This window comes from Phenylobacterium sp., from assembly GCF_031412415.1.
Taxonomy (GTDB): domain Bacteria; phylum Pseudomonadota; class Alphaproteobacteria; order Caulobacterales; family Caulobacteraceae; genus Phenylobacterium.
In genome coordinates this window covers 1-12,982 of sequence record NZ_JANOCX010000381.1, presented here as the reverse complement: position 1 = coordinate 12,982, position 12,982 = coordinate 1, and the positions used below count along the sequence as shown (strand labels likewise).

Here is a 12,982-nt window from a genome sequence, read left to right as displayed (position 1 = left end):
AAGTTCTGCACCTCGATGCCGCCGATCTTGCCCGAGACGCAGCGGGCATGGCCCTCCCGGCAGGCGTTGAGCGGCGCCACATCCTCGATGGGGAGGCGCGAGGCGATGGCGACGCCGTGCCAGCCCTTCTGGCCGGAGATCTTGATGTGCGGCAGGCCGACGGCCTCGAAGGCGGCCCGGGGAAACTCGGCCTCCTGGCACTTGATCTCCTGCAGGCACAGGACGTCGGGGGCCTGCTCGTCGACGAAGCGGGCGACCTGTTCGGCGCGCAGGCGGACGGAGTTGACGTTCCAGGTGCAGAGGCGGAGGCGCATGGCCGTTGTCTAGTGGAGCGCGGGCCCAAAAGAAACGCCCGGGCACTGGAGAAGCCCGGGCGTAAGTTATGTCTCATGCCGCCGCCGGGAGGGGATAGGTTCCGGCACGGATCAGGCTTCGCGATCGCGCGAGGCCTCATAGTTGTATTAATGACACTGGCGATCGGAAAAATCAAGGGCAATCACGTAGTATATTGCCTGTTGTGATAGTGTCACATTCGAGCCCGGCCAACGTTCTTGGGCCGGGGGTCGTTGAGCACGAACAGCGAGGGGGCCAGGCCGCTCGCCGGGGTCAGCTCCGTAAGCTGGATGCGGGTCGAGCCGCCCTGGGCGTCGGTCACCGTCCAGCCGGACAGGCGCAGGGGCGCGTCGGTGAAGGTGAGCGTGATCTGACCCTCCGCCTGCTTCTTGCCGTCGCGGGCGGTGATGGCGAACCCGTCGGCGAAGCGCGCGACGCGGGTGATGACCACCCCCTGGTCCAGGCGGACCTGGCGGGCGAGGAACAGCGACAGCGGGGTGGCCATCAGGGGATAGGCCTCGAAGGTCTTCAGCCGCGAGTCGGCGATGGCCACCTTTCCGCCGTCCGACACCACCAGCAGGCCTGAGGGCGGATCGTAGGCGAAACGAGCCTTGCCCGGGCGCTTCAGATAGAGCGCGCCCCGGGTGGTCAGGCCGCGCGCGTCGGTCTGGACAAAGCGGCCCTTGGCTTCCTTCAGGCCCTGCAGATAGGCGCTGGCGCGGTCCACCAGAGCCTTGTCGGCGGCGCTGAGCGGGGCTACGGCGGCGCGCTGGGCCAGGGCCGGCAGCGGCAGGGCCGCCAGGCCGATCGCCAAGGCGCGGCGGGTCAGTTGGGTCATGGTCGCTCCAGGTTCGCAGCCGGCAGGCCTATCGCGCGCTACGGGCGTCAATAGGGCGCCACAACGGCGGAGGCGAGACGGGCGTTCCCTCAACCCGCCTGTTCGACGGCCGGCTCGGCGTCCTCGCGCGGCGAGGACCAGGCGGCCAGGGCCTCCAGCAACTTGGCCGGCTCGATCGGCTTGCCCAGGTGATCGTCCATGCCCGCCTCATGGCAGCGGTCGACCTGTTCGGGCAGGACATTGGCCGTCATGGCGATGATCGGGGTGGTGCGGGCGCGGTCGAACGGCAGGGCGCGGATCGCGCGGGTGGCGGTCAGACCGTCCATCACCGGCATCTGCACGTCCATGAGCACGATGTCGAAAGCGCGCCGGGTCATGGCCTCGACGGCCTCCTGACCGTTCTCGGCGGTCTCGATCTCAAGGCCGAAGGGTCCAAGCAGCGCTTGGATCAGCTCACGGTTCACGGCCACGTCCTCGACCAGCAGCAGACGCAGTGGCTGCTCGAACGTCTCGACCGGCGCGATCTGCGGTTCGCCGGCCACCGGCTCGTCGGTGCGCGGCAGGACCAGCTCGAACCAGAAGGTCGACCCGTGGCCCGGGCTGGAGTTGGCGCCGATCACGCCGCCCATGAGTTCGACCGTGCGCTTGCAGATGGCGAGGCCGAGACCGGTGCCGCCGTACTGGCGCGACACCGAGGCGTCGGCCTGGGTGAATCGTTCGAACAGATGCTCGATCTGGTCGTCGCGCAGGCCGATCCCCGTGTCGGTGACCTCGATCCGCAGACGGCCGCAATCGCCTGGGGCGGCGGTCTGGCGAACCGTGACCGCGACGCCGCCGCGGGGGGTGAACTTGATGGCGTTGGAGACGAAGTTGAGGAGAACCTGGCGAATGCGGCCGGCGTCGCCCAGCAGCGGGGCGATCTCGCCCTGGGCCTCCACGGTCAAGGTCAGGCCCTTGGCCTGGGCCTGTTCGCTCAGCAGGGCGGCCATGGCGCGGGCTGGCGCCAGCGGATCGAAGGGCCGGGCCTCGACCTCCACGGCGCCGGCCTCCAGCTTGGAAAAGTCGAGCACGCTGTTGACCAGCTCCAGCAGCGATCCGCTCGCGTCATGGATCAGGGCGACATGGCGGCTGTCGTCCGCCGTCAGCCGCGGCGAGGCGCGCAGCACGCCGGAGAAGCCGATGATGGCGTTGAGCGGGGTGCGGAGCTCGTGGGTCATGTTGGCGAGGAAGTCGGACTTGGCCGCGGCGGCGCCCTCGGCGCGGCGGCGCGCCTCCATCAGCTCGGTCTCCATCTGCTTGCGGGCGTCGATGTTGCGCGAGACCGAGACCACCTGCGGCGGCGCGTCGGGATCGTCGTTGACCACAAGGCAGAAGGTGGTTTCGACCCAGATCGTCTCGCCATCCTTGCGCACCACCCGATACTGCAGGGTGACCTTTCCGGGGCCGGCGGCCATGTCCAGGATCGCCTGCGGCAGCCAGACGGCGTCTTCGGGATGCAGGTAGGTGTAGGTCGGGGTCTCGAACAGCTCCTGGGCGGTGTAGCCCGTGGCCTGGGCGATGCTGGGCGACAGATAGATCCGCTGGCCGTCGAGGCTCGATAGCGCGATGACGTCGGTGAGGTTGTCGGCCAGCATCCGGTACTGGGCGTCGCTCTCGGCCAGCTTCCGCTGCGCCTCGTTGAAGTTGCGACGCGCCTTGATCATCTGCAGGGCTCCGTCAGCGGCGAACAGCAGGCCCAAGGCCAGCAGGGGCAGGATCAGGGCCAGATCGAGGTTCAGCGGATTGGGGGAAAAGGCGATGATCGCCAGCATCATCAGGCCTGGAATCACCCCGCCAGCCACCATGCCCATCCGGGACTGATAGGCATGCGTCTGGGCGTGATAGACGACGGCAAGCCAGACGCCGATGGCCGAGGCGACGTTCTCCACCCGGCCCGACCACCACAGCGCCGCGCCGAACACGATCCACCAGCAGCTCATGATCAGCAGGCAGGCGACATAGTGCAGGCGCAGGCCCGTTCCGGCCCGCTCGCCTTTGAATTGCCGGCGGGTGACGAGGTAGCACCAGGCCTCGCCGAGGATCGTCACGGCGGCCCACAGGGCGCTGAACCAGAGCGGCAGGGTCATGGCGCCCAGGGCGGCCACGGCGACCGCGATCACCATCCGCAGCGGGACGCCCCGATGGACGGAGGCGGCCAGGCCGTCGAGACCGTCGTCAAGCAGATCGGACACGCTGGCGGTTCCCCCCGCACATCATTGACCCCCATCTTGCGCGCAGGCGCCTTCACACAGAGTTACCATTGCGCCCAGGCCATTGACGGCGAGGTCGCGAGCGGTTGGCATCCGCACCTGGACGATTCTGTCGGGAGCCGCGCGTGGCCTTGAAATTCATCGGTGTGCTGGCGGCCGGCTGCCTCCTGGCCTCACCCGCCCTGGCGCGAGACGCCGTCGGGGACTTCGCCAAGATCCTGGACGATCATTGGGCCTGGTGGCTGTCGGCCAATCCGCAACGGGCCAGCGAGCTTGGGGTGCGGACCTATGACGGCCAGCTCGGCGATCCGTCGCTGGCGGCGATGGACGCCGAGGCCAAGGCCGCCGCGGGGTTCCTGGCGCGACTTGACGCCATCGACGCCGGCAAGCTCAGCCATGCAGACCGGGTGAACCACGCGATCCTGCGGCGCGACCTGGCCAACAAGGTCGAGCTGAACAGCTTTACGCAGCGGGCGGTGCTGTTCTCCAACCGGCGTGGTTGGCACCTGTCCTTCGCCAGCCTGCCACAGCGCGCGCCGTTCTTCACCAAGGCCGACTATGAGAGCTATCTCGCCCGGCTGGAGGCCTATCCCGCCTTCAACGCCGCGGCGATCGAAACCACGCGTTCGGCCATCGCCGCCGGCGCCACCCACCCCTGCGCGGCCATGGTCGGCTTCGAGCGGTCGATCTCGACCCAGATCGTCGACGACCCCAAGGCGTCGGACTTTTATGCGCCGTTCCGGACCCGCCCGGCGGCGGTTCCGGAGAGCCAGTGGCCCGCGCTCCAGGCCCGCGCCCAGGCGGCCATCGGCGGCCAGGTGATCCCGGCCTACAAGACCATGCTGGCCTTCTACAGCGCGGAGTACGCGCCCAAGTGCCGCAAGGCCGACGGCGCCGGGGCCATGCCGGGCGGGGCCGCCTGGTACGCCTATCGCGCCCGCTTCATGACCACGACGACCATGACCCCCGACGAAATCCATCGCCTGGGCCTGTCGGAGGTGGCGCGGATCAAGGCCGATATGGACGCCGCGGTGAAGGCGTCGGGCTTCCAGGGCGACCGGGCGGCGTACATTCGCTACCTGCGCACCGACCCGAAGCTCTATCCCAAGACGCCGGAGGAGCTGATGTCCGTCGCCTCCGTCCTGGCCAAGCGCATCGACGGGGAGATGCCCAAACTGTTCGGCCGGCTGCCCCGGCTGCCGTACACCATCAAGGAGGTTCCGGCCGCCATCGCCGCGGGGACCACCACGGCCTACTACCAGCAGGGCTCGCCGGAAGCTGGCCGGGCCGGGGCCTATTTCGTCAACACCACCAAGCTGGACCAACGGCCGCTGTTCGAGATGCCCGCCCTCACGGTCCACGAGGCGGTGCCCGGCCATCACCAGCAGATCGCCCTGTCCCAGGAGCTGGAGCTGCCGCTGTTCCGCAAGCACGCGGTCGACTTCACGGTCTTCACCGAGGGCTGGGGCCTCTATTCCGAGCGGCTGGGCCTGGACATGGGCCTCTACGACACACCGGAGAAGGATTTCGGTCGGCTGTCCTACGAGATGTGGCGTGCCGCGCGGCTGGTGGTCGACACCGGCCTGCATTCCAAGGGCTGGACCCGCCAGCAGGCCATCGACTTCATGCTGGAGGCCACTGCGCTCAGCCAGGCCAATATCGAGGCCGAGGTCAACCGCTACATGGTCGATCAGGGTCAGGCCCTGGCCTACAAGCTGGGCGAGCTGAAGTTCCGCGAGTTGCGGACCCGAGCCGAACGCGAACTCGGCGCCGCCTTCGACCTTCGCGCCTTCCACGACGCGGTCCTGGCCAATGGCGAGGTTCCCCTGGACGTTCTGGACGCCGAGGTCGGCGCCTGGATCGCGGCGCGCAAGGCGGCTCCCGCCAGCTGAGACCTGGATCGCGGTATGGTGAATTCACCCGTCGGACGGCGAGTGAAAATTCATGACACCGGTATCATTTCGCCTGCGCGGGGTAACTTGCCGCGTTAAGCTTGTGCCCTTCATTATTCAAACTTATCACCGGCCTTAACCGGCCCGCGACGACCCCCTCCGGCGGTGCGCGGCGTCAGTTTTGGTGCGGGATTCAACGAGGGGCGAAGCCTGATATGGGCAAGGCCATTCCGGGGCTAGATCAGGCCCCGACCAAGCATGCGGGCCTATTGGCCTGGGTACGCAGCGTCGCCGAGATGACCCAGCCGGACCGTGTCCATTGGTGCGACGGCAGCGACGCCGAGTGGGAGACCCTCACCGCCGGACTGGTGAAGGCCGGGACGCTCAAACAGCTCAATCCCGAGAAGCGCCCCAACAGCTTCCTGGCCTTGTCGGACCCCAAGGACGTCGCCCGGGTCGAGAGCCGCACCTTCATCTGCTCCAAGGATCCCGCCGACGCGGGCCCGACCAACAACTGGCTCGATCCCACCGAGATGCGAGCCGATCTGGAAAACCTGTTCGAAGGCTGCATGCGCGGACGGACCATGTACGTGGTCCCGTTCTGCATGGGCCCGCTGGGCTCCAAGATCTCCGCCCTGGGCGTCGAGATCACCGACTCGGCCTATGTCGCCATCTCGATGCGCGTGATGACCCGGATGGGCCAGGGCGCGCTGGACATGCTGGGCGAGGACGGTTTCTTCGTTCCCGCCCTGCACTCGGTGGGCATGCCGCTCGCCGAGGGCCAGGCCGACGTGCCGTGGCCCTGCAACGAGATCAAGTACATCGTCCACTTCCCGGAAGACCGCGAGATCTGGTCCTACGGCTCGGGCTATGGCGGCAACGCCCTGCTGGGCAAGAAGTGCTACGCCCTGCGCATCGCCTCGGTGATGGCCCGCGACGAGGGGTGGCTGGCCGAGCACATGCTGATCCTGAAGCTGACCTCGCCGGCGGGCGCGGTCCGCTACGTGGCCGCGGCCTTCCCCAGCGCCTGCGGCAAGACCAACATGGCCATGCTGCAGCCCACCATCCCCGGCTGGAAGGCCGAGACGGTCGGCGACGACATCTGCTGGATGCGCTTCGGCGACGACGGGCGGCTCTACGCGATCAATCCGGAGGCCGGGTTCTTCGGCGTGGCGCCGGGCACCGGCCACGCCACCAACCACAACGCCGTCGAGGCGCTGCACGCCAACACCGTCTTCACCAACGTGGCCGCCACCGCAGACGGCGACGTCTGGTGGGAGGGCCTGACCGACACTCCGCCCGACGGCCTGACCGACTGGAAAGGTCGGCCCTGGACCCCGGGCGGCGAGCCCGCGGCCCATCCCAACGCCCGCTTCGCCGTGCCGGCCGACCAGTGCCCGGTGATCGCCGACGAGTGGGACGACCCGGCCGGCGTGCCGATCTCCGCTATCCTGTTCGGCGGCCGCCGGGCCAGCGCCGTGCCGCTGGTGACCGAGGCCTTCGACTGGGCCCATGGCGTGTTCCTGGCGTCCAACGTGGCGTCGGAAGGCACCGCGGCGGCGGAGAACAAGGTAGGCGAGCTGCGGCGCGACCCCTTCGCCATGCTGCCCTTCTGCGGCTACAACATGGGCGACTATTTCGGCCACTGGCTGAAGGTCGGCGCGAGCGCAGATCCGGAAAAGCTGCCGCGCATCTACTTCGTCAACTGGTTCCGCAAGGGCGCGGACGGCAAGTTCCTGTGGCCCGGCTACGGCGAGAACGCCCGGGTCCTGAAGTGGATCGTCCAGCGGTTGGATGGCGAGGCCGAGGCTGTCGACACGCCCATTGGACGCCTGCCGACCAGGGAGAGCCTGGACCTTTCGGGGCTGACCATCGGCGACGCGGCGCTCGCCACCCTCCTCTCGGTGGACGCCGAGGTCTGGGCCGAGGAGGCCTCGCTGATCCCCGAATCCTACCGCAAGTTCGGCGACCGGCTGCCGAAGGCGTTGTGGGCCCAGTATGAGGCGCTGAACCAGCGCCTGGGTGTCCGCGCGGCTGCGGAGTAGGGTGCGCTAGACTGTCGCATGCCCGGCGCCAGAAAGGCTTCCTTTAGCCAGGGCGCGGTAACGATTCCCGTAGGTACGACCTGCGTGGAGTTGGGATTGTGGCGACGGGATGCGAGGGCTGCCGCGACGGCGCCGGGTTCGAACTCCCCTTCTCGATGGCTTTCCAGCCCATCGTCGACGTCTCGACGGGCGCGGTCTTCGCTCACGAAGCCCTGGTTCGCGGTCCGAACGGAGAGGGCGCACAGACCATCCTCTCGGCGATCGAGGACAGCAACCGCTACGCGTTCGACCAGCAGTGCCGGGTAAAGGCGATCGAACTGGCCACGGACCTGAACCTCACCAAGGACGGCGCGCGGCTCTCGATCAACTTCATGCCCAACGCGGTTTACGAGCCTCGCGCCTGTATCCGGCTGACCCTGGCCACAGCCCTGAGGACGGGGTTCCCGATCGACAAGATCATCTTCGAGTTCACCGAGGACGAGAAGCTCGACACCGACCATATCCTGAACATCCTGCGGACCTACCGCGCCATGGGGTTCAAGACGGCGATCGATGACTTCGGGGCCGGGTTCGCCGGGCTGTCGCTGCTGTCCAAGTTTCAGCCCGACATCGTAAAGCTCGACATGGAGCTGATACGCGGCATCGACCAGGACGGCGTGAAACGGCGCATCGTCGAGCACATGATCCGGATGCTTGACGACCTGGCGATCACCACGATCTGCGAAGGCGTGGAGACGCAGGATGAGCTCGCCACGCTTCGCGACCTGGGCGTTCGCCTGGTCCAGGGCTACGTGCTCGCCAGGCCCGCGTTCGAGTCCCTCGCCGAACCCAGTGCGATGGTTCCCATGCCCCAGGCCAACGTGGCTTAGATGTCGAGCATCAGGCGCATCACCTATGCCAGCCGTCTGAGCGCCAACTCGGGCCTGATCACCCCGGAAGGCCTTCGCGGCATCCTGGACGCCTCGATGCGGAACAACGCCAGGGTCGGGGTGACCGGCATGCTGCTGTGCCACCAGGGCTCGTTCCTGCAGATTCTCGAAGGTCCCAGCTCAGCGGTCGAGTTCATCTACAAACGGGTGAAGACCGACAGCCGCCACCATGGCCTGAAGACCCTGGCCGACCAGATGGTCGCCGCTCCGTCATTCCCGAAATGGGCGATGTGCGGCAAGAACATCACCGCCGCGGATGACGAGATCCTGGCCATCATCGCCAGCCGCGCCAGCTTCAATCCGTTTGAAATGAACGGATCGGACGCCCTGCGCCTGTTGAAGACGGTGCATGCGATCCACGTTCGGACAGCCGGTCTTCAAGAACCGTCTCAGGTCGTCCAGGTCTAGGGGGCAGCGCCCACCAGCACTTCGCGCTTGCCGGCGTGGTTGGCGGGGCTGACCACGCCTTCCTGTTCCATGCGCTCGATGAGCGAGGCGGCGCGGTTGTAGCCGACCTGCAGGCGGCGCTGAACGTAGCTGGTGGACGCCTTGCGGTCGCGGGTGACCACGGCCACGGCGCGGTCGTAGAGGTCATCGCCCGAGCCGCCGCCTTCTTCGCCATAGCCGCCCTCGCCGTCCTCGTCCTCGTCGCCGCCGGCGGTGACATCCTCGAGGTACTGGGGCTCGCCCTGGCTGCGTAGGAACTTGGCCACCGACTCGACCTCCTCGTCGGAGACGAAGGGGCCGTGCAGGCGGGTGATGCGGCCGCCGCCGGCCATGTAGAGCATGTCGCCCTGGCCCAGCAGCTGCTCGCCGCCCTGTTCGCCCAGGATGGTGCGGCTGTCGATCTTGGAGGTGACCTGGAAGCTGATCCGGGTCGGGAAGTTGGCCTTGATGGTGCCGGTGATCACGTCCACCGACGGGCGTTGCGTGGCCATCACCAGATGGATGCCGGCGGCCCGCGCCATCTGGGCCAGGCGCTGCACGGCGCTCTCCACCTCCTTGCCGGCCACCATCATCAGGTCGGCGACCTCGTCGATCACCACCACCAGATAGGGCATGGCCTTGGGGTCGATCCGCTCGCTCTCGTAGATCGGACGGCCGTTGTCGTCGAAGCCGGTCTGGACGGTGCGCTCGAAATGCTCGCCCTTGGCGGAGGCCTCCTTGGCGCGCTCGTTGTAGGACGCGACGTTGCGCACCCCGATCTTCGACATCAGACGATAGCGGTCCTCCATCTCGCGCACGGTCCACTTGAGCGCGACGATGGCTTTCTTCGGATCCGTGACGACGGGCGCCAGCAGGTGCGGGATGCCGTCATAGACAGAAAGCTCCAGCATCTTCGGATCGATCATGATGAACCGGCACTGCTCGGGCGGCAGGCGGTACAGGATCGACAGGATCATGGCGTTGACGCCCACCGACTTGCCCGAGCCGGTGGTGCCGGCGATCAGAAGGTGGGGCATCTTCGACAGGTCGGCGATGTAGGGCTCGCCGCCGATGTTCTCGCCCAGCGCCATGGGCAGGGCCTGGGTGGAGCGCTCGTACTCGGCGCTGGCCAGCAGGTCGCGCAGGTAGACGGTCTCGCGCCGGGCGTTGGGCAGCTCGATGCCGATGGCGTTGCGACCGGGCACGACGCTGACGCGGCAGGCGGCCACCGACATCGAGCGGGCGATGTCGTCGCTGAGCGCCACGACACGCGCGGATTTCACGCCGGCGGCGGGCACGAGCTCATAGAGGGTGACCACGGGGCCAGGGCGGATCTGGTCGATGGTCCCGCGCACGCCGAACTCCGCCAGCACGCTCTCCAGCAGCTGGGCGTTCTGACGCAGGGCGCCCTCGTCGAACTGGCTGGCGCGGGGCTTGGGCTTGGCCAGCATGGAAAGCTCGGGCAGGGCGAAGCCGCCGGACTTCACGAAGTCGAACGCGCCTTGAGCCTCGCGCTGTTCGCGGCCGGAGTCCTTCGGGCCGGCCTTCGGCGCCTTGATGGCGACCGGCGCGGCCAGGGGATCGGCGGCGGGCATGGGCTGCGGGGCCGGATCGGCTACGACGGATGTCGGGGCGCCCTCGTCCTTGGCGGCCTTGGCGCGGCGGGCGACCGAGGGGCGGGCGCCGGCCTTGGCGGGCGACGGGGCGGGCGGCTTCTGCAGGGCCTCGCGGATCCAGAGGGCGGCGGCGGCGACCTCGTCGCGGCGCACGCCGATGGCGTAGCCCAGGCCCGTGGCGGCGGCGGCGGCCAGCAGGCCCGCGGAGATCACGGTGCCCATGGGCACGTGGGCGTAGGCGAAGACGAAGGCCAGGCCGTGCAGGACCCCGTCGCCCCAGAAGCCGCCCAGACCCTTGGCCAGAGGCCAGGCGGCGGGCGGGGCCGGCGCCGAGAGCAGGCCGGCCAGGGCGAGCACGCCCAAGGCGCCAACAGCGGCGCGCAGCCGCACCTGGCCACGAGTCTGGTCGGGATGGGGCGAGGCGGCGCGATAGAGGCCGAACAGGACCATCAAGAGCGCCGCGACGCCGGCGGCGAGACCCAGGGACTGCATCCCCGCGTCGGCGGCGGTGGCGCCGGGCCCGCCCAAGGCGTTGACGGGGGCGAGCGCCGAGGCCGCGTTCATGCTGGGATCGGCGGCGTTATAGGTCACCAGCGCCACGGCGAAGGCCAGACCCATGGCGGCGATCAGGCCGCCTCGGAGCCGCGCGGTGGTCGGATGGGTCCAGGCCAGGCCCGCGATATGCAGCCCTAGCTCCAAGCCCGTTTTCCGCGCCATCCGCGCCATGCCCGCCGCTCCCCATTCTGGAAACGCCATATCTGCGGCCTAGAGGGTTAAGAGGCATTTACCTTGCCGGCCCCGCGCCGGTGTTTTCGCATCGCGCCGGATTGTGAGCGAGCCGCGACACCTCTAGGTTCGCGCTCATGTGGAGCATGCCTCAAAGCGTCCTGCGGGTCGTCGCCGTGATCGTCGCCATCTGCGCCGTCAGCGGATTCACCCTGGGACTGCGCAACGTGCCGGAAAAGGCGCGGCTGCCGGGCGAGTCGGCCGGCGGCGGCGCCTCGGCGCTGGAGGCGACCGACGCCCAGCCGGTCGGCGAACTGCTGGTCACCGATCCGCCGCCGCCGCCGCCAGAAGAAAAGGCGGACGAGGACACCACCCAGAAGACCGAGGAAGTCCGCGCCGCCGAGATGGCCAAGCTGGAAGCCGAGGCCAAGGCGCTGGCCGCCATCAAGGCCGCCGCGGCCGCGCCCAAGGCGCCGCCGCCCGAGGACAAGGTCGGCGACCTGATCGAGAGCCTGCCGCCGCCGCCCGAGCAGCCGCCCTACTAGCGACCGTGGGGTGCGGCCCTATCCCGCCCGATAGCTCTTGGGCCTGACGCCGTTGGCGGCGAAGTGGGCCAGCATGCGGTTCCAGGCGTCGGAGGCGGCCGTCGCGTCATAGCTGGCGCGATAGTCAGCGTGGAAGCCATGCTGGCTGTCGGGATAGAGCACGATCTCCGAGGTCGACTTGCGAGCCGCGATCAGCGCCGCGCGCATGGCCTCCACGTCGCTGACCGGAATACCGCCGTCCTTGCCGGCATAGAGCCCGATCACCGGCGCGCCCAGGCGGCCCACGACCTGAAGGGGCCAGTTGCGGTTGGTCTCGCCCAGGAACTCGCCGGGCTTGGGCGCTGAGAGACGCCCGTACCAGGCCGCGCCCGCCTTCAGGTCCGGGAAGCGGGTCGAGGCCAGCCAGACGATGGCGCCCCCCCAGCAGAAGCCGGTCATCGCGACCTTGGCCTTGTCGGCGTAGGTCTGGGCCTTGATGAAGGTGAGGGTCGAGGCCACGTCGCTCATGACCTGGGCCTCGGAGGCCTCGCCGACGATCTTCCGCACCTCGGCGAAGTCGGCGACCTTGGACGGGTCGCCTTGGCGCACGAAGAGGTCGGGCGAGATCGCCACATAGCCCAGCTTGGCCAGGCGGCGGCAGATGTCACGGATGTATTCGTGGAGGCCGAACACCTCGGGGATCACCACCACGACGGGGAAGCGGCCTCGGGCGGCGGGCCGGGCGACGAAGGCCGGGATGGCGCGATCGGGGGTCTCGACCTGGACCATCTCGGTGACCAGTCCCGCGGCGTCGGTGACGATCGGCTGGGCCTGCGCGGAGCGGGCCGACAGCGCGTAGCCGGCCAGGACAGCCGCCGCCAGTCCGCGGCGGGAGAGGTGGAAGTCCTGCGGCTCTGAGCCTTCCGGCCGGGTGGGGGTGAGCACGACCATGTCCGACGACCTTGCTGGAAAAGGGGGTCTCTATTTGCGTCCGGCGGAGGGGTGGAGTCAAAGGCCGCGCGTGGTCAGGCCTGCGCCGCCCGGCGCAGGGTCAGATTTATCCGCCCGCCCCCGGGCACCAGCCGCGACGATCCCGGCACGATCCGGTCCACCCCGTGGTGGATCAGCCGCGCCTCTCCCGCCAGTAGGCAGACGTCGCCCGAGGCCAGGCGCACCGAGCGCGTCGGATCGCGCCGCGCGAGGCCGCCGATGCGGAAGACCGCCGTGTCGCCCAGAGAGACCGACAGCACCGGAAAGCCGAAGTCGGCCTCGTCGCGGTCCTGGTGCAGGCTCATCCGGGCGTCCGCGTCGTAGAAATTGACCAGGCAGGCGTCGGGTGGAACCTCTGGATCGGCCAGCTCCGCCCACAGGTCGAGCAGGATTTGCGGAATGTCCGGCCACGGC

Annotated in this window: 11 protein-coding genes; 5 read left to right on the top strand and 6 right to left on the bottom strand. The window is 68.8% G+C overall.

The genetic code is table 11. The annotated features are described in order from the left end of the window. From RMO04_RS18025 to RMO04_RS18015, 3 genes are all read right to left on the bottom strand, one after another. A partial coding sequence (locus RMO04_RS18025; protein ID WP_309646148.1) for an endonuclease/exonuclease/phosphatase family protein occupies nucleotides 1–314 on the bottom strand: 314 nt, incomplete at its 3' end. A 212-nt stretch (nucleotides 315–526) separates the two neighbouring features. Then, nucleotides 527–1,171 carry an outer-membrane lipoprotein carrier protein LolA gene (locus RMO04_RS18020; protein WP_309646147.1) on the bottom strand — a complete coding sequence of 215 codons (645 nt, stop codon included), beginning with the start codon at nucleotides 1,169–1,171 and terminating at the stop codon, nucleotides 527–529. 89 nt (nucleotides 1,172–1,260) lie between these two features. Continuing rightward, nucleotides 1,261–3,402, bottom strand: a complete 2,142-nt coding sequence (locus RMO04_RS18015; protein ID WP_309646146.1) for an ATP-binding protein — start codon at nucleotides 3,400–3,402, stop codon at nucleotides 1,261–1,263. Between the two features lie 143 nt (nucleotides 3,403–3,545). Between RMO04_RS18015 and RMO04_RS18010 the strand changes: the two genes are divergently transcribed. The 4 genes from RMO04_RS18010 (at nucleotide 3,546) to RMO04_RS17995 (ending at nucleotide 8,694) form a co-directional block, all read left to right on the top strand. Then, nucleotides 3,546–5,312 (top strand): DUF885 domain-containing protein, encoded by a 1,767-nt coding sequence (locus tag RMO04_RS18010; RefSeq protein WP_309646145.1) that lies wholly within the window; start codon nucleotides 3,546–3,548, stop codon nucleotides 5,310–5,312. 215 nt (nucleotides 5,313–5,527) lie between these two features. After that, nucleotides 5,528–7,357: a phosphoenolpyruvate carboxykinase (GTP) gene (locus tag RMO04_RS18005; protein ID WP_309646144.1), complete on the top strand. Its 1,830-nt coding sequence runs from the start codon at nucleotides 5,528–5,530 to the stop codon at nucleotides 7,355–7,357. Nucleotides 7,358–7,455: 98 nt separating this feature from the next. Further along, nucleotides 7,456–8,226, top strand: coding sequence for an EAL domain-containing protein (locus tag RMO04_RS18000; protein ID WP_309646143.1), 771 nt, complete (start codon nucleotides 7,456–7,458; stop codon nucleotides 8,224–8,226). Next, complete coding sequence (locus RMO04_RS17995; RefSeq protein WP_309646142.1) at nucleotides 8,227–8,694, top strand: BLUF domain-containing protein; 468 nt, start codon at nucleotides 8,227–8,229, stop codon at nucleotides 8,692–8,694. It abuts the gene before it with no gap. On the opposite strand, the gene RMO04_RS17990 is transcribed toward RMO04_RS17995, so the two are convergent. Beyond that, the gene (locus tag RMO04_RS17990) at nucleotides 8,691–11,054 is read right to left on the bottom strand and encodes a DNA translocase FtsK 4TM domain-containing protein (RefSeq protein ID WP_309646141.1); all 2,364 of its coding nucleotides are present in this window, start codon (nucleotides 11,052–11,054) and stop codon (nucleotides 8,691–8,693) included. The genes RMO04_RS17995 and RMO04_RS17990 overlap by 4 nt on opposite strands. A 146-nt stretch (nucleotides 11,055–11,200) precedes the next feature. Here RMO04_RS17990 and RMO04_RS17985 point away from each other — a divergent pair, with 146 nt between their 5' ends. Next, nucleotides 11,201–11,599: a hypothetical protein gene (locus RMO04_RS17985; protein WP_309646140.1), complete on the top strand. Its 399-nt coding sequence runs from the start codon at nucleotides 11,201–11,203 to the stop codon at nucleotides 11,597–11,599. An 18-nt stretch (nucleotides 11,600–11,617) separates the two neighbouring features. Here RMO04_RS17985 and RMO04_RS17980 read toward each other — a convergent pair whose 3' ends face one another. Then, entirely contained in the window at nucleotides 11,618–12,523 is a 906-nt protein-coding gene (locus tag RMO04_RS17980) for a dienelactone hydrolase family protein (protein ID WP_405041518.1), read from the bottom strand. Between the two features lie 80 nt (nucleotides 12,524–12,603). Then, the coding region (locus RMO04_RS17975; RefSeq protein WP_309646138.1) for an alpha-ketoglutarate-dependent dioxygenase AlkB at nucleotides 12,604–12,982 on the bottom strand (379 nt) is incomplete at its 5' end.